The 16,997-nt window shown below is 72.8% G+C and carries 15 protein-coding genes; 5 read left to right on the forward strand and 10 right to left on the reverse strand.

What is annotated here, in order from left to right:
* The first annotated feature begins 54 nt into the window (after positions 1-54).
* The 4 genes from JIG36_RS04315 to JIG36_RS04330 are packed head-to-tail and all read left to right on the forward strand — an operon-like array spanning position 55 to position 3,813.
* On the forward strand, positions 55-777 hold the full coding sequence (locus JIG36_RS04315) for a nucleoside hydrolase (RefSeq protein ID WP_203374642.1): 723 nt from the start codon (positions 55-57) through the stop codon (positions 775-777).
* A complete protein-coding gene (locus tag JIG36_RS04320) occupies positions 774-2,051 on the forward strand; it encodes an ABC transporter substrate-binding protein (RefSeq protein WP_203374643.1) in 1,278 nt (425 codons plus the stop codon). The genes JIG36_RS04315 and JIG36_RS04320 overlap by 4 nt, the downstream gene beginning before the upstream one ends.
* Positions 2,048-2,935, forward strand: a complete 888-nt coding sequence (locus JIG36_RS04325) for a carbohydrate ABC transporter permease (protein ID WP_203374644.1) — start codon at positions 2,048-2,050, stop codon at positions 2,933-2,935. The genes JIG36_RS04320 and JIG36_RS04325 overlap by 4 nt, the downstream gene beginning before the upstream one ends.
* The gene (locus JIG36_RS04330; RefSeq protein WP_203374645.1) at positions 2,932-3,813 is read left to right on the forward strand and encodes a carbohydrate ABC transporter permease; all 882 of its coding nucleotides are present in this window, start codon (positions 2,932-2,934) and stop codon (positions 3,811-3,813) included. The genes JIG36_RS04325 and JIG36_RS04330 overlap by 4 nt, the downstream gene beginning before the upstream one ends.
* 4 nt (positions 3,814-3,817) lie before the next feature.
* Here the strand turns inward: JIG36_RS04330 and JIG36_RS04335 are convergent, their stop codons facing one another.
* The 10 genes from JIG36_RS04335 to JIG36_RS04375 all read right to left on the reverse strand — a co-directional run bounded on the left by JIG36_RS04335 (position 3,818) and on the right by JIG36_RS04375 (position 14,058).
* Positions 3,818-4,306, reverse strand: a complete 489-nt coding sequence (locus tag JIG36_RS04335; RefSeq protein WP_307872566.1) for a flavin reductase family protein — start codon at positions 4,304-4,306, stop codon at positions 3,818-3,820.
* Complete coding sequence (locus tag JIG36_RS51580) at positions 4,303-4,875, reverse strand: O-methyltransferase (RefSeq protein WP_236045513.1); 573 nt, start codon at positions 4,873-4,875, stop codon at positions 4,303-4,305. Before JIG36_RS51580 ends, JIG36_RS04335 begins: the two co-directional genes overlap by 4 nt.
* Positions 4,872-6,080 carry a tetratricopeptide repeat protein gene (locus tag JIG36_RS04340; protein WP_203374647.1) on the reverse strand — a complete coding sequence of 403 codons (1,209 nt, stop codon included), beginning with the start codon at positions 6,078-6,080 and terminating at the stop codon, positions 4,872-4,874. Before JIG36_RS04340 ends, JIG36_RS51580 begins: the two co-directional genes overlap by 4 nt.
* On the reverse strand, positions 6,067-7,887 hold the full coding sequence (locus tag JIG36_RS04345) for an alpha/beta hydrolase family protein (RefSeq protein ID WP_203374648.1): 1,821 nt from the start codon (positions 7,885-7,887) through the stop codon (positions 6,067-6,069). The genes JIG36_RS04340 and JIG36_RS04345 overlap by 14 nt, the downstream gene beginning before the upstream one ends.
* A complete protein-coding gene (locus tag JIG36_RS04350; protein WP_203374649.1) occupies positions 7,884-8,927 on the reverse strand; it encodes a SagB/ThcOx family dehydrogenase in 1,044 nt (347 codons plus the stop codon). Before JIG36_RS04350 ends, JIG36_RS04345 begins: the two co-directional genes overlap by 4 nt.
* Positions 8,924-10,297 (reverse strand): MATE family efflux transporter, encoded by a 1,374-nt coding sequence (locus JIG36_RS04355; RefSeq protein ID WP_203374650.1) that lies wholly within the window; start codon positions 10,295-10,297, stop codon positions 8,924-8,926. The genes JIG36_RS04350 and JIG36_RS04355 overlap by 4 nt, the downstream gene beginning before the upstream one ends.
* Entirely contained in the window at positions 10,287-11,540 is a 1,254-nt protein-coding gene (locus JIG36_RS04360; protein WP_203374651.1) for a tetratricopeptide repeat protein, read from the reverse strand. Before JIG36_RS04360 ends, JIG36_RS04355 begins: the two co-directional genes overlap by 11 nt.
* Complete coding sequence (locus JIG36_RS04365) at positions 11,527-12,654, reverse strand: SagB/ThcOx family dehydrogenase (RefSeq protein WP_203374652.1); 1,128 nt, start codon at positions 12,652-12,654, stop codon at positions 11,527-11,529. The genes JIG36_RS04360 and JIG36_RS04365 overlap by 14 nt, the downstream gene beginning before the upstream one ends.
* A 76-nt stretch (positions 12,655-12,730) precedes the next feature.
* Positions 12,731-12,871, reverse strand: coding sequence for a hypothetical protein (locus JIG36_RS04370; protein ID WP_203374653.1), 141 nt, complete (start codon positions 12,869-12,871; stop codon positions 12,731-12,733).
* Between the two features lie 53 nt (positions 12,872-12,924).
* Complete coding sequence (locus JIG36_RS04375; RefSeq protein ID WP_203374654.1) at positions 12,925-14,058, reverse strand: helix-turn-helix domain-containing protein; 1,134 nt, start codon at positions 14,056-14,058, stop codon at positions 12,925-12,927.
* Positions 14,059-14,206: 148 nt separating this feature from the next.
* Here JIG36_RS04375 and JIG36_RS04380 point away from each other — a divergent pair, with 148 nt between their 5' ends.
* On the forward strand, positions 14,207-16,957 hold the full coding sequence (locus JIG36_RS04380; RefSeq protein ID WP_203374655.1) for an AfsR/SARP family transcriptional regulator: 2,751 nt from the start codon (positions 14,207-14,209) through the stop codon (positions 16,955-16,957).
* The last annotated feature ends 40 nt before the right edge of the window (positions 16,958-16,997 follow it).

Here is a 16,997-nt window from a genome sequence, read left to right on the forward strand (position 1 = left end):
ACAGGTGCAGGGCCTTAGCGATGTCGACCTGCCGAATCCCGCACCGAGCGCAGCATGGAGGAGTCGCGCGACGAGATCGACCTGCTGCTGCGGCTGATGGACCTCGACGGCGAGATCGTCGTGGCGAACGGCGCCGAGCGGCGGATCCCGGACGAGGCGACCCCGCTCGACAGCCCGGGCGCACGCCTGATCATCGAGGAGAGCCGGCAGGGCCCGCTTTTTGTGGCCTTCCTGGGCCCGCTCACCGACATGGCCTCGGCCATCCTGCTCGACCCGGCCATCGTCGAACGTGAGGTCGTCGTCATCTGGATCGGCGGGGTCGGCCACGGCGGCCTCGAGACCTACCCGGGCCTCGAGTTCAACCTGGGCAACGACATCGCGGCGGCCAACGTGGTGTTCGGCTCGGGCATCACCGTCTGGCAGGTGCCGTCCAACGTCTACTCCCAGGTCTCGGTCGGCTACGCCGAGCTCGAGGAGAAGATCGGCGGGACGTCCGAGCTCGCCGACTACCTGATCCGGCAGATGGTCGAGTGGAACGACAAGTACCACCCGGAGCCCATCGAGTCGCGCTCGCTGGGTGACTCGCCCGCGGTGTCGCTGATGCTCTTCCCGCGCGGCGGCCAGTTCCGCACCGTCCCCGCCCCACGCTTCGGCGCCGAGGGCCACTACCTGCCGGGCACCGGCCACCCCATCCGGCTCGTCGAGGCCGTCGACGTCCGGTTCCTGCTCGAGGACATGTTCGCCAAGATCCGTCGCTTCGGAAAGGCACAGACATGACTGTCGATCGGCGCAGATTCCTTCAACTCACCGGTGGGGCCGCGCTCGCCACCGGCCTGGCCGCTTGCACAGGCACCGGCGGTGGCGAAACCGCCTCTCAGAATGCGAAGACCCTGCGGCTGTTCACCTACGAGGACAACGCCACCATCGAGCTGCTGCGCACGCAGGTCAAGACGTTCGACGCGCAGAACGGGACGACCACCACGGTTGACTCGCTGCCGGGTTCGGGAGCGGCCGTCTATCCCGACAAGCTGCGCACCGAACTGCTCGGCGGCAAGGGCCCGGACGTGTGGCGCATCTGGGGCGGCCAGATCGGCGCGCCGTTCGTGAAGGCGAAGCAGGCCATGGATCTGAGCGCCTACTATTCGAAGTTCGGCTGGGACGCCAAGCTCAACCAGGCCGCGGTCGCCGGCATGACGTTCGACGGCGTCAAGGGCGGCTTGCCGTTCATCGCGCTGGGTATCGGCGGCTGGTACCGCAAGGCCGCGTTCACCAAGGCCGGCATCAGCAAACCCCCTTCCTCGTACGGGGAACTGGAAGAGGCCAACGCCAAGCTGGTCGCCTCCGGGGTCACGCCGCTGGGCACCGGAGGCAAGTACGGCTGGCACGTGATGCGCCTGTTCGAATATCTGCTCGAGGTGTCGGCCGGTCCCGAGCTGCACGACAAACTGCTGACCGGCGACGAGAGCTGGGACCGTCCCGAGGTCGTCACCGCGTTCACGAACTTCAAGAAGTGGCAGGACCAGAAGTGGATGCCCACCGGCGCGGTCGGGCTCGACCCGGCCGACGTCGAGCTCTGGTACGTGCAGGGCAAGTCCGCGTACACGATCACCGGGCCGTGGACCGAGGCGCAGGGCATCCAGTCCGGCGGCAAGAAGTCGGCCGACTTCGGCGTCTTCGCGTTCCCCACCGGTCACGAACCGGCGCGGCACTCGGGCTTCGTCGAGGGCTACATGATCAACGCGAAGAGCGGGAACCCCGACATGTCGGCCGCCCTGCTCGACTTCCTCATCAAGCCCGAGACCCAGAAGGCGCTGAAGATAACGGCCTCGGTGGTGGCCGGCGCCGAGCCCGACCAGGCGACGCTGCCGCTTTCGTACGAGTGGGCGCAGGGCCCCGGGCAGCAGCCGTTCTACACGATCCAGGACCAGGCCTTCCCCAAGAAGGAAGCCGACCAGTATTTCGCCGTGCAGAGCGACGTGTTGCAGGGCAAGACCAACCCGGCCCAGGCCGCCAAGAAGATGCAGGACGTCGTCAAGGCCTGGAAGAAATGACCAGAGCCCGGACCAGGCACGGGGGCCTGGTCGCCTGGGCGTTCGCGGCGCCCGCCCTGCTCGTCTACTTCACCTTCCTCGTCTATCCGGCGTTGTCGTCGCTGTGGTTCAGCTTCACCGACTGGGACGGGCTCAGCCCCGGCTACAACGTGGTCGGTCTGCAGAACTATGCGTCCATGGTGGACGATCCGGTGGTCGTACGGGCAGCTCTGAACAACCTCATCTGGGCCGTCGTCACTGTCGTGGTGCCGGTGGTGCTCGGGCTGGTGCTGGCGGTGCTGCTCAACGGCAAGGTGCGCGGGAAACCGCTGCTGCGCCTCGTCTTCTACACCCCGGCGGTGCTGCCGCTGGTGTCGGTCGCGTCGATCTGGGGCTGGCTCTACAACCCGGAGTACGGCGCCATCAACGCCTTCCTGCGCTCGGCCGGGCTCGACGGGCTGGCGCAGCCGTGGCTGGGCCAGGACTCGACGGCGCTGGGCGCGACGATGGTGGCCGCGATCTGGCTGCGCGTCGGCTTTCCCATGCTGCTCTATCTGGCCGCTCTGCAGGGCATCAACCCCGACCTGTACGAGGCGGCGACCGTCGACGGCGCGGGCCGGTGGCAGCAGTTCTGGCACATCACCATGCCCGGTCTGCGGCCCGCCCACTACGTGGTGATCGCGCTGTCGGTCATCGACTCGTTCAAGGTGTTCGACCTCATCTACGCCATGACGTACGGGGGTCCGGGCACCGCGACCCAGGTGATGGGCACGTGGATGTACTTCAACGTGTTCCAGTACAACCAGGCCGGCTACGGCACGGCCATCGCCGTCGTCATCACCGTGGTGGCGATCGCGGTCAGCATCCCGTACGTCCGTTCCCAGACGAGGGAGCATGCGGCATGACCACCGTGGTTCTTCCCGAGGGGGCCGTCGAATCCGGCGAGGAAGCCGTCAACAAGAAGCCCCGAGGAGGTGTCGGCTCGACGGTGCTGATGACGATCGCGGCGCTCGTCTGGATCTCGCCGCTCGTGCTGCTCGTCATCACCGCCGTGCGGCCGCTCTCCGACTTCGTGGCGCAGGGACCGCTGTCGTGGCCGGGCACCTTCACGATGCAGAACTTCTCCGACGCGTGGGGAATCGGGAACTTCGCTACGACGTACCGGAACAGCACTCTGCTCCTGATTCTGAAGGTGCCGCTGGGCGTGTTCGTGTCGGCGATGCTCGCCTACGCCCTGGCGAAGCTGCGCATCCGGTTCGGCGCGGCCATCATGTACACCGTCTTTCTCGGCCTCACGATCCCCATCTACATCACGATCGTGCCGGTCTTCGTGATGGCCCGCAGCGCCGGGCTCACCGACAGCCTGATCGGGCTCATCGGGCCCTACCTGGCCTTCGGCATCCCGTTCGAGGTGCTGGTGCTGCAGTCGTTCATCCGGCAGATCCCCGACGAGATCGTCGAGGCGGCCCGGATCGACGGCGCCGGGGCGTGGCGCATCTTCCTCACCATCGTGCTGCCCCTGTCGGCGCCGGCGCTGGTGACCGTGCTGATCCTGGACGCGGTGGCCACCTGGAACGAGTTCCTGTTCGCGCTGATCCTGCTCAACTCCGACGCCCACAAGACGATCCCGGTGGGGTTGCTGAACTTCCAGGGCCAGTTCTCCAACAACAGCACCGGCCTGGCCGCGGGCATCCTGATCGCGGTGGTGCCGATCCTCGTCGCGTACACGTTCCTGCAACGCTGGATCGTCGGCGGGCTCACCGCCGGCGCCTCCAAGGGATGAGCGGTCAGGCGACCGTCGTGTAGCGCGCCTCGTGATAGACCAGCGGGGCGCCGGCGCCGGGCGCGGTGTGCAGCACCAGGCCCACGACCAGAAAGTGGTCGCCGACCTCGACGACCTGATCGACCGCGCAGGACAGATGGGCCAGCGCGCCGCTCAGCCAGGGCACCCCGGCGGCGCCCGGTGACCACGCGGTGGCGGCGAACCGGTCGGCGCCGGGGCGGGCGAAGGTCTGCGCCAGGGCCGGCTGTCCGGCGGCCAGCAGGTTGACGCCGAAGTGGCCGGCCCCGCGGATCACCGGCCAGGTGCGCGAGCGCCGATCGGCATAGAACGAGACCAGCGGTGGCGTCAGCGAGGCCGCCGTGAACGAGGTGACGGTCAGGCCGGCCGGGCCGTCGGGGCCGAGCGCGGTCACCACCACGACCCCGGCGGCGTGCCCGCGCAGACAGGTGCGGAACTCGTCCGGTGAGACCCGGCCGAGCGTCGGGATCGTCACGACGACCGGCGGTGGGCCGCGATCACGAGCCCCGACGCCCAGTCGACCAGCGTGGGCACCAGATCCGGCTCCTCCATGATCTCGCGGCGGAACCGCTCCACGCGCGGGTGGTGCGCCTCGGTCCATTTTTCCTGCGGCAACAGGTCGTCGGCGACGAACAGGGCGCCGTCGCGCAGATGCCGCAGCACCAGGTCGCGCCGGTCGAACTTGGTGACCGTGGTGTCGACGAACGCGAAGTCGAACGGCTCGCCGTCGTACGCCTCGAGCCACGCGCCGGCGTCGGTCGTGACCACCGTGACCCGGCTGTCGTGCTTGAGCAGGTCGCGGCAGACCGCGGCCACGTTGGGGGCGACCTCGAGGGTGGTCAGGGCCGAGGTCTCGTCCATGCCGTCGAGCAGCCAGGCCGAGCCGACCCCGATGCCGGCGCCCACCTCGAGGAAACGCCCGCCGGGCTTGGTGGCGGCCAGGGTGCGCAGCAGGCGCCCGGTCATCGACTCCGACGACAGCCGCCATCCGGCGCGTTGGCCGATCGCCTCGATGCGTTCGACCAGGGGCGGTACGAGGGTCATGTCAGTTCCTCCTTCAGCAGGTACTCCCGTGGTTCGACGGCGGTCGTGTCCAGGTCGAGGCAGCGGCCCATGGCTTCGGCCGCCTCACGCGGGCGACCGGCGAGAGCGTGGCACTGCCCGGCCCGGTACCAGCCCACTGCACCGTCGCCGGTGCCCAGTTCGCCCGCGGCGGCATACCAGCGGGCGGCCTCGCCGTAGTCGTGCAGGGCCGCGTAGGCGTCGCCGACCACCAGACGGCTCTGCACGCAGTACGGGTCGAGCGTGGCCAGTTCGTGGGCGAGTTCGCGCATCCGGGCCGGGGTGACCGCCGGGTCGGTGAGGCCGCCGGTGATGGCGATGTCGGCCAAATGTGCCCGGTCCTCCAGCGCCACCAGCTCGTCCAGTGGCTCGGCCATCAGCCGGTCGTTGTGGGCCCGGGCCTCCCGCAGCTCGGCCCGCCGTCCCTCGTGGTCGCCCTCGGCTCCGCGCAGCATGGCGAACGCGCGGTGCAGGCGGCTCAGCACCAGGTGGTCGTGCCAGCCCCCGGCCGGGCGCATGGCCGCGCGCGCTCGCTGTTCGTGGCGCCGGGCCAGGGCAAGGTCGCCCCCGCTGACGACGGTGTTGCCGATGACCTGGAAGCAGCCCTGGACGACCAGCCGGGGCGTGGCGGCCGTGGCGGCGAGCCGTTCGAACAGGGGCACGGTGGCAGCCATCCGACCGGGCAGCCGGGACCGGACCCGCGCGACGTGATAGGCGTACGCGTCCCGCTCCGGCTCCCCGGTGGGCTCGACCGCACCGGCCAGCGCGACCGCGTAGTCGCTGAACGAGAGCTGGGCCAGGTGCAGCACGAGCGCCGCCCGCCGGTCGTCGCCGAGCTCGTCGAAGCGGCGGATCCCGGCGACCAGCGAGCGCCAGCGCGGGCTCTGCTTCTCCTCGGCCAGCGCGGTCGGATCGGGGCAGTCGTAGTCGTCGAGACCGGCGTGCCGCAGCACCTGGCGGCGCAGGCCGGGCACGCCCAGCCGCGAAAACCACAGCCCGTCGTCGAGACCGCGGATCAGCCGCATGCGGATCGCCGGGAAGGGGCAGCTGCCGAGGTCGATGATCGGGCGCCAGTACATCGCCAGGCGGTTGGCCTCGATCCCGGCCCCGCCGGCGCGGCGCGGGAAGGCCCCACGCGGATCGTGCCGGGTGTAACGGGCCCGGATCGGGGACTCAGCGGGCGGCAAGGCGCACCTCCAGGAACGCGGCGATCTCGCGGTAGAGCCGGGCCCGGTTGGCGTCGGCGTGGATGACGTGCCCCTCGTCGTCGAAGCGCAGGAACGTGACGGGCACGCCGAGGTCGCGGGCGTGGCCGACGAACCCGGTCACGTCGGCGATCGGGATGCGGGGGTCGCGGGCGCCGTGCGCGATGAGCATCGGGGCGCTGCCGGGGCCGACCGCGCTCATCGGCGACCGCTGGTCGAGCCGGGACCTCTCGACCGGCCGGCCGTCGGCGGTCTGCAGCACCTGGCGGCGCAGCTGGCGCACGAGCGGCCGCCAGTAGGCCGGCGGCTCGGCCGCGAACCGGACGAGGTCGCAGGGCGGGCTCACGGCGATGGCGCCCCGGACGATGTCGGGGCGGGTGCAGGCGGCCAGCAGGGCGGCGTAACCCCCGTACGAGCTGCCCAGGAACGCGACCCGGGCGCGGTCGACCAGGCCGAGCTCGACACCGTGGACCACCGCGTCGTAGAGGTCCTGTTGCATGCGGCCACCCCACTCGCCATAGCCGGAGAGCCGGAAGGCCGCGCCGAAGCCGGCCGAGCCGCGGAAGTTGATGTGCAGCGACTGGTAGCCGAGGGCGGCCAGATACTGCGCCTCGGCGTGGAAGCGCCACGTGTCGCGGGCAATCGGTCCACCGTGGACCAGAACCACGGTCGGCAGCGGCCCGTCCGCCTCGCCGGGACGCAGCAGATAGCCGGTGAGCGGCCGGCCGTCGCTCGCCACGAACGGGAAGTCGCGCAGTCCGGGCAGGCCCGCGCCGACCAGCTCGGGCCGGTTGTGTGCGACGACCTGTTCGGCCTCGCCGGCCCGCACGAGCCCGTGCCGCAGCGGCCCGTCCGAGTGCACGGTGCTGACCAGCCACACCCGGTCGTCGTGGCTGCGGCCGGTCAACACGGGTGTGCCGTCGTCGCCGGGGCGCAGGCGCTCGGCGACCCGGTCGGCGGCCCGGGCGGTCAGCGGCTGGTAGCGCAGCCGCTGATCCATCACGGCGCACAGGTCGGGCTCGCCGGTGCGCGGGTCGAACCACACCCCGTCCGCCGCGACCGGATAGCCGCCGAGGTCGAGACCGGGATGGGCGAAGAGCTCGGTGACGTCCCCCGTGGCCGTCACCGAGAGCAGGCGTCGCACCGGGGATCCGGCGCTGGTGACCAGGAACAGCCGCTCGTCGTCGCGGCTGAACCGCAGCACCGCGAGATCCGGCACCGCGTCGGCGTCGACGGTGAGCACCGTGCGCGCCCGGGCGAGGTCGGCGCCCAGCTCGACCCGGGCCGATCCGTCGGCGGCGAGCACGATCCCGCCGCGCGGCCGCAGCCGGTTGTCGATCAGCCAGCGGTGGTAGCCGGGGTTGGCGGCCAGCGGGCGCAGACTTGCGTCGTAGAGGTCCTGCCGTGGTCGCCGGCTGAGCACCAGGGCCTCAGGGTCGGTGGGGGACAGCCAGAACTCGGCCAGGCTTCCGTCGCCCAGAATCGTCCGGCGGGAGCCGTCGGAAAGCCGTACGGCGGAGAGGTTCCAGGCCTCGCGTCCACGCCGGGCATGGCGGTAGAAGACCGTGTCGCCCCCGGCCGCGAACCGGGGGCCGGTGATGCGCTCGCCCTCGTGCCCGGCCCGGCGCACGTGGTGGCCGGGCGCACCGGTCCACAGTTCCTCGCCGTCGGCGGTGCGTTTCACGTACGCCACCACGGATCCGCTGCCGCCGAGCGTGAAGTGCCCGTTGGTCTCGGCCGCGAACAGCGCTTCGGTGACCGGCCCGCCGGCGACGACCGCCCCGGTCATGCCGGCTCCCCGGGATCGGCCAGGAAGTGGCCGCGGGTGCCCAGCGAGCGGCCCATCGTCAGCGTGTAGACCGGCGCGTACCGGTCGTCGGGCAGGTCGCCGTGCAGGGCGAGGTAGGCCCGGTCCTTCTGGGCGGGGGTGATCAGGGTGCTGAGGCCGTACGCGTGGGCGACGATCGCGAGTTCCTGGCCGAGCACCCCGGATTCGAGGTAGAGGCGGCGCAGCCCGTGCTCGTGCCGGTAGCGCCACTGGTAGCGGGGGAAGTCGGCGACCAGCCCGATGGTCCACGCGGCGGTGGACGGCGAGCGCTGCCCCTGCAGCACGTCGATCATCGCGTGGCGGTGGTCCCCGGGCCGGGTCGCGATCAGCCGGTGGCCGAGGAGGTCATAGCGGTAGGCCCCCGGTTCGACGCCGTCCACCGCGTAGACGCAGACATGCACGTCCCAGGCCGAGCCAAAGCTGTCGAGATAGGACAACGGGTCGCTCTCCGAGATACGCTCCCGCCTTTCCCGTACGCCGGTGAGCCCGTGCCACAGCACGCCCGAGAGCTGTTCGGAGGGCACCGGCTCGTCCCGGTAGCGCCGCCCGGTGCGCCGGCTGGTGAGCAGGTCGGCCAGCTCCCGGTCGGCCGGACGCGCGGGTGGGTCCAGCTCGGTCACCGGTCCGTCCGGCAGCACCTCGGCCGGCGGCGGCCCCGAAGCGGCCAGGTAGTCCTGCAGAGCGGCGGTCCGCACCTCGCCGCGCGGGTCGTCGCTGTCGGCGTAGACCCAGCGCCGCGAGGCCACGTAGTACTGGTCGGACGGGAACCAGCCCCGTTCCTGCCAGTGCCGCCAGCCGCCGGCGAGCTCGTCCCGGCCGGAACCGGGGTCGCGCAACCCCTCGGTCCAGGCCGCCCGCCGCTCGTCGTCGAGGATGAGGCCGGCCAGCGCCTCGGGCGACCAGCGGAAGCGCCGCCCGGTCACGGTGTCGCTCACCTCGACCGAGGAGGTCTCGGCGGCGGGCCGGATGCGCAGGCCGAGCGGCCAGGTGTCATCTTTCACGACTGCTCCTCGGGTTGTGTCAGCTTGTGGAAGGCCCGGCGGGCCAGCACCTCGGAGGCGACCGCGCGGGCCAGCCAGTAGGCGACCAGTCCGGCGAACGCGCCTTCGAGTCCGAGGTCGAGCGGGACGGCGAGCACCCAGGCCACCGGCAGCTGCACCAGCCAGGCGGCGGCCAGGTTGGCCCACATGTCCCAGCCCGTACGCCCGAGCGCCTTGAGCAGGCTGGTCGAGCCGAGGCACCAGGCCATCAGGGGCAGGGTGAACGCGACGACGACGATGGCCGAGCCGGCCGCGTCGACGGTCTCGCGGGACGACGTGAACACCGACGCCAGCGCGTTCGGGGCGGCCAGGAAGAGCACGGCCAGCGGCACCACCCCGGCCAGGATCGTGCGGCGCCCGGCCCGCCAGTGCCGGCGGGCCGCCTCGAGGTCGCCGGCCCCGACCGCCCGGCCGGTGAGGATCCGGGTCGCGGCCGCGAACGCGGTGAGCGCGGCGAAGACCAGCACGTGCAGCTCGGCGCCGATCCGGCCACCGGCCAGAGCGGCCGTGCCGGCCAGGCCGACCACCACGAAGAACAGCGCCAGGGCGCCGTAGTCGGCGGCGGTCGAGACCATCGCGGGCCACGACAGCTTGTGCACCGAGGTCTCGAACCCGGCCTCGGCAGGTTCGGCCCGCCGGATCTCGCGGAACGGCTCGAAGCGCGCCGCGGCCACGATCAGGAAGACCAGCCCGGCGGCGGTGGCGACGGTCGTGGACAGGCCGTTGCCGACCGCGCCCATCTCGGGGAACGGGCCCGGGCCGTAGATGAGCAGAGCGTCCAGGCCGAGGTTGACCGCGTTCACACCGAGGCCGGCGATCATCGCGTACCGGGGCCGCTTGTAGGCGCCGAACGTGGCGATGAGCAGGCCGAACGGCACGAGCAGCAGCAGTGACGGCGCCCGGGCGGACAGATAGCCCGAGGCGAGGTCGCGCAGGCCGGGGTCGTCGCCGCCGATCAGACCGGCCAGCCATCCGCCGGCGGCCCAGGTGAGCACGGCCAGCAGCAGCGCGATCGCCCCCGAATAGGCCAGCGAAGCGCGCAGCGACCGCCGGATGCCGCCCGGATTCCCCGCCCCGGCCGACCGCGCGGCCACGATCTGGTGGGCGATCAGCGACGCCATCAGGATGTTGACGAAGATGTCGAAGACGGCCGACGAGGCCGCGACGGCGGTCAGCTCGGCGCTGCCGTAGTGCCCGATCATCGCCGTGTCGACCAGGCCGGCCAGCACGGCCGACAGCGAGCCGACCAGGATCGGCAGGCCGAGGCCGAGCACCGCCCGGACCGGGGCGGAGGCCTCGGCGGCGTCGGGGCGGGCGCGCTCAGTCACCATCGGAGGCTGCCTCCTTCAGGTAGCGCCGCGGCTCGACGGCCGTGGTGTCGAGTTCGAGGCAGCGGCCCATGGCCTGCACGGCCCGTTCGCGCTCGCCCAGCCGGTCAAAGGCTTGCCCGGCGCGGAACCACCCGACGGCGCCGTCGCTCGTGCCCAGTTCACCCGCGGCCGCATACCACCGCGCGGCCCGGGGCAGGTCGTTCGCGGCCGCGTAGCCGTCGCCGAGCACGAGCCGGGTCTCGACGCAGTCCGGGTCCATGCGCTCCAGCTCGCCGCACCACTCGCGAACGGTGCCGGGCGGAACGTCCGAAGCTGCGCGGGAGGCGGCCTTGATCTCACTCTCCAGCAGGATGCGCCGGTTCTCGACGGCCACCATGGTGGACACCTCGTCGGCCGGGGCCGCGAACAGCTGGTCGTTGCACCACCAGGCGGTCCGCAGTTCGCGCCGCATCCCGCCGAGGTCGCGCTCGACCATCCGCAGCAGAGCCAGTGCCCGGTGGAAGCGGCTGCGGGCGAGGTGACCGTGCCACGAGTCGGCGGCCATCTCCACCGCCAGCCCGAGACCTTCGAACCGGTGCGCCAGGGCGGTCTCACCCTTTCCCCGTACGGCGTGACTGACGCCCTGGGCGGCGGCGAGCACGGCCAGACGGGGGTCGGGGGTCGTGCTCGCGATCCGCTCGAAGACCCGTACGGCCCGGTCGGTGTGCCCCGGCACCCGCGAATGGGCCCGCGCCACCTGGTAGGCGTAGTGGTCGCGACCTGCCTCGCCGGTCGGCTCGACGTCGCCGGTGAGCCGCAGCGCGTACTCGGTGAACGAGAGCTGCGCGAGGTGGAACACGACCAGCGCGCGCAGGTGGTCGTCGAGCTCGCCGAAGCGCTCGAGCACGGCGACCAGGTTGCGCCAGTCCGGGGTCCGCAGATCCTCGGCCAGCCCGGGCGGGCCGGAGCAGTCGTACGGGTCGAGCCCGGCGTGCCGCAGCACCTGGCGCCGCAGGCCGGGCACCCCGATGCGGGAGAACCAGACGATGCGCCCGTCCTTGGGCTCGGCCAGCCACCGCGCGACCGGGTGGAGCATGCGCATCCGCAGCCCGGCGTGCGGGCTCGGGGTCAGATCGACGATCGGGCGCCAGAACAGGGCGACCCGGTTGACTGCCGGCTCGGGCGCCCCGGTGATGCGCGGGTACGAGCCGCGCGGGTCGCTGCGCGTGTAGCGGCGGGCGATGACCGGCTCAGTCGCGGGCATGGCGCACCGCCGTCCCGTCGCCCAGGACGACCGTGAGCATGTAGCCCTCGGTCATCGGGTCCAGGCCCAGCACACGTTCGATCTCGGCCGCCCGGTCGCAGTAGCCGATGCCGGCCGCGACCCCCAGCGACCGCGCGGCCATCGACATGGTCCCGGCGATGTGCCCGGCGTCCATGTGGACCGTGCGGAACGTGCGCGGCTCGCGGTAGCGGTACATGTTGCGTTCGAAGACGCTGGTGAGCACGGTGATGGCACGGGCCCGGAACGGATAGCGGGCCACCGAGTGCGGGAACATCCGCCGCAGCGCGTCCTCGTCCGGTGGCTCGGCCGGCAACCGGCGCAGGCTGAACGGCCGCAGCGTCACGTGGTACCAGCCGGGTTCGACCTCCGGCACGTCCCGGACCAGCACGTAACCCTCGGACGGGTTGCGGCCGCCGCCGGACGGGCTCGTACGCAACAGCAGCGGCGCCGAGTCCGTGCGCGGCACCCGCGCGCCGACGACCCCGAAACCCAGCGACAGCACGGTGCGGAAGGCGTCCGGGGTGAGCGGCACCCCCGCCGGCCGCTCACCCCACACCTGCGCGGCGGTTCCGGTCACCAGCTCGGGCGACGTCTCCGGCAGCGGCAGCCCGGGCCGGTCGGCGTGGTCGAGCTTGCAACGGTCGTCGTCCGCCTCGCGGCTCTGGTAGCCCCGCATCCGGCCCTGGTCGGCGGCGTTGGCCGCCTTGAGATCGGTGTAGTCGAGACACGGGTAGTCGAAGGTGACGGCGTGGTATTCGGCCGCCTCGCGCCATCCGTAGCGGGCCCAGGCGGCCCGTACCGAGGTCAGCCAGGCGGCGTGCGGGTCGGCCTCCTCGGCCGCCGGGTCCACGATCAGTCCGGTGCGCAGCAGGCTGTCCACGATCCGGGTCCAGAACGTCACCGGGCGGCCCGGCCGCGCCAGGCGCTCGGCGAGCTCGGCGCTGTCCTGCGGGCGGACCGCGGCGACGAGCGCGGCCGCGGCGGCGTCCGACACCTGGTAGCGGTGGCGCTCCAGCAGGTTCTCGGCGGTCCAGCGTCGTCCCGGGTCCGACGGGGGAAGGAGGCTGACCGCGCTGTTGAGTCGTACTTTCATCTCTGCACCTCGAACGTCTCGCGGGCCGCGACGCCGGGGCCCGTCAGGCCCCGGCGCCTTCAGACGCGCAGGTCTCCTAGTAGTAGGAGGTCTGCAGCAGCATCACCTCGTAGGCGAGCGTCTCCTCGACGACCTCGTCCTCGCTCGGCGTCGCCTGCACCTCGGTGTCCGGCACCGCGGTGACCGGCTCCTCGATGTACTCCTGGTCGATCGGCATGTGTTTCACCTCCCTCTCACGTCCGGCCTCGAGCGTCGCCGAGGAGGGGGTGGTCAGAACACGTCCGCGCCCCGCATCTCACCCGCACTTCGGGCGTGCTCCCGCACAAACGGGTGGAAGGTGTAGCGGTCGGGTGCGGTTTCGGCGATCAGGTGCAGCGCGCACAGTTCGTCCAGCGCGGCCCGTTCCGGGCCGTCCGGCGAGCGCACCTCGACCACCGGCTCGGGCCGGCGGGCGAGCCGGGCCAGCAGCGCCGCCGCCGGCCCGGAGAGCGCCCGCCACGAGCCGTCCAGCGCCGCACCCATCGAGGTCGTCCACCGTGGACCGCCGCTCAGGTGAGCCCCGGCCCGGCTGATCGCGAACGGCAGGCCGCCGCACGCGTCCAGCACGTGCTCGGCCTCGCGCGCCCGCTCCGGGCCGGCGAGACGGGCCAGCACCTCGCGGCCCTCGGCCCGGCTCAGCCCGCCCAGGGTCAACCGGCGTGCCCCCTCGTGGACCACGAGGTCGTCGAGCCGGTGGCGGCTGCTCACCACCACCGCGCAGGCGGCCGACCCGGGCAGCAGCGGCCGGATCTGCCGCGCCCCGGCCGCGTTGTCGAGCACCACCAGCAGGCGACGGTCGGCGACCAGGCTGCGGAACCGGGCCGAGCGTTCCTCCTCACCCGGCGGTACGGCTTCCGGCGGCACCCCGAGCGCACCCAGGAATCCGGCCAGCACCGCGGTCGGCGGCAGCGGCGGCCCGTGCGGGTCGAAGCCGTGCAGGTCGGCGTAGAGCTGCCCGTCGGCGAAATCGTGGCGGGCCGTGTGGGCCCAGCGCAGCACCAGGGCCGACTTGCCCGCCCCGGCCGGCCCCACCACGACGACCGGCGCCCCGTCCGGAGCGCCGATCCAGCAGTCGAGCAGGTCCTGCTCCGCCGCCCGGCCCGCGAACACCGCCCCGGCCCGGGGCAGTTGTGCGGGCGCCGGCCCGTCGTCGACCGGCAGGGCCTCGGCCAGCCGGGCCAGGGTGCTCACCCGGGGCACCGCGACCTGACCGGCCTCCAGCTTCTGGATGGTGCGCGGCGCGATTCCCGCCCGCGCGCTGAGTTGTTCCTGGGTCAGGCCGGCCCGGGTGCGCAGCCTCCGCAGCCGGTCGCCGACCGGTGACGTCGCGGGGAACCAGGTGTCGATCGGATAGGACAGGGTCATCGTCCCTCCCCCGTGGAGGGACGATTCTTCATTGTTCTCATGTAACTCCCCCGTGTGCGCGGACTGTTCGTCACGTGCAGAACACCCAGAGTCGGTTACGCGTCTTGACACCGACTTGACACGCCCGGCCATTGATAGAGTGCCGTTGATGGACTTCCGGCTTCTGGGGCCGCTGGAGGTGCGGCACGACCAGCAGCCGCTCGCCCTCGGGCAGCGCCGCGGCCAGCGCCTGACTCTCGGCCTGCTGCTGCTCGAGGCCGGCCGGGTGGTGCCCCTCGACCGCCTGCTCGACCTGCTGTGGGAGGGGCACCCGCCGCACACCGCCGCAGCCACGCTCCAGTCCCATGTGGCCCGGTTGCGCACCGCCCTCGACCCGGAACGCGACGGCGGCCGCGGGATCCGTCTGGTCCGGCGCGGAGAGGGGTACGCGGCCGAGGTCGAACCCGGCCGGGTCGACGCCCACCGCTTCCGCGACCTGGTCGCCCGCGCCCGTGAGTTCGCCGATCCGGAAGCCCGGGCGGCGGCGCTGCGGGAGGCGCTGGCGCTGTGGCGCGGCCCGCTGCTGGCCGACGTGGCCTCCGACCGGCTGCGCGACCGCGTGGGTGCGGGGCTGGAGGAGGAGCGGCTGTCGGCCTGGGAGGACTGGGCCGAGGCCGAGCTGGCCGCGGGGCAACACCACCGGACCGTGCCCGAGCTGACCGGGCTGGTGCGCGAACACCCGTTGCGGGAGAGGCTGACCGGGGCGCTGATGCTGGCCCTGCACCGCGACGGACGCCGCTCGGACGCGCTCGACACCTACCATCAGACCGCGCGGCGGCTCCGCGACGAGTACGGGCTCGACCCCGGCGCCGTCCTGCGCCGCCGGCACGCGGAGATCCTGCGCGACGAGCCCGCCCTGAACCCGCCGGTCGACGTCACCCCGGCCCTCCTGCCGGCGGCGTCCCCGGTGTTCGCGGGCCGGGCCGGCCACCTGCGCGAGCTCGACCGGCTGCTCGACCCGGCCGGAACCGTCACCATCACGGTGATCGCCGGCACGGCCGGGGCGGGCAAGACGGCGCTGGCCGTGCACTGGGCACACCGGGTCGCCGGCCGTTTCCCCGACGGCCAGCTCTACGTCAACCTGCGCGGCTTCGACCCGACCGGCGCCGCCGTCACCCCGGCCGAGGCGGTGCGCAGCTTCCTCGACGCGCTCGGGGTGAGCCCGCAGCGGGTGCCGCCCGGCCTGCCCGAGCAGATCAATCTCTACCGCAGCCTGATGACCAGCCGCCGCATGCTCGTGCTGCTCGACAACGCGCGCGACGCCGAGCAGGTACGCCCGCTGCTGCCCGGCTCCTCCGGCTGCCGCACGGTGCTCACCAGCCGCAACCGCCTCGCCGGTCTGATCGCGATCGAGGGGGCGCACCCGCTCGGCCTGGACGTGCTGCCCGTCGCCGAGGCCCGCGAGCTGCTGGCCCGCCGGCTCGGCGCCGCCCGTCTGACCCCGGTCGAGGCCGTCGACCGGATCCTCGCCCGGACCGCCCGGCTGCCGCTCGCCCTGGCCATCGTCGCCGCCCGCGCCGCCATGCACCCGGAACACCCGCTGACCGCGCTCGTCGACCAGCTCTCGGGGCTGGCGCCGCTGGCCGACGACGATCCGGCGACCGACCCCCGGGCGGTGTTCTCCTGGTCGTACGAGCGCCTCGGCCCGCCCGCCGCGCGCCTGTTCCGGCTGCTGGGCACCCATCCCGGCCCCGACATCGGAGCGCCCGCGGCCGCCGCGCTCAACGGGCGGTCGCCGGCCGAGACCGCGGGGCACCTGGCCGAACTGGTCGGCGCCCACCTGATCAGCGAACCGCGGCCGGGACGCTTCACGTTCCATGACCTCCTGAGGGCGTACGCGTCCGAACTCGCCGCCTCGACCGACGCCGAGAGTGACCGGGAGTCGGCGGCCCGGCGCATGCTCGATCACTACCTGCACACCGCGCACGAGGCGGCCCTGCTGCTCGACCCGCACCGCGACCCCCTGCCGATGCCCGCCCCGGCGCCGGGCTCGGCGATCACGCCGCTGCGCACCAAACCGGCCGCCACCCGATGGTTCGCCGCCGAACGCGACGTGCTGCTGAGCGTCATCCGGCTGGGGCCCGACACCTACACCTGGCAGCTCGCCTCGGCGCTGACCAACGTGCTCGACCGCGTCGGCCGGTGGGACGAGCTGATCGAGACCCACGAGGCGGCCCTGGCGGCGGCCCGGCGGCTCGGCGACCGGGCCGGGCAGGCGCACGCGCACCGGGGACTGGCCCGGGCCTACACCCGCACCGGGCGCTACGACGACGCGTACCGCCACCTCGACGACACGCTGCGGCTGTTCGCGGCCGACGGCGACCACGCCGGGCTGGCCCGCACACACCTCAACCTGGGTCAGATCTACGAGCGTCAGGGCCGTCACCCCGAGGCGCTCGACCAGGCCGAACGCGCGCTGGCCGAATACCGGGACCTGGATCACCGGGCCGGGCAGGCCCGCGCCCTCAACAACATCGGGTGGTCGTTGATCGCGCTCGGCCGGCACGACGAGGCCCTCGTCCGGTGTCAGGCCGCGCTCGCGCTGCACCAGCAGATCGGCAACCGGGTCGGTGAGGCCAACACCTGGGACAGCGTCGGCTACGCATACCACCATCTGGGCCGGCAGGCCGAGGCGATCGACTGCTACCGGCGGGCGCTGGAGTTGTTCCGCGAGGTCGGCGACCGGTTCAACGAGACCGAAGCGCTCGTCCACCTGGGCGAGGCGAAGCTCACCGAGGGTGACCCGGCCGGGGCCCGCGAGGCCTGGTCGGAAGCGCTCGCGATCCTCGAAGACCTGCACCATCCGGACGCTGAACGCCTCCGCGAACGGATTTTCACCACTCTGGGTGACGGTCACTGAACGTAGGGTGCGGCTACTTTCCCGCAACCTTCGCTTGCCT

This window comes from Paractinoplanes ovalisporus, from assembly GCF_016834655.1.
In the GTDB taxonomy this organism is placed as follows: Bacteria; Actinomycetota; Actinomycetes; order Mycobacteriales; family Micromonosporaceae; genus Actinoplanes; species Actinoplanes ovalisporus.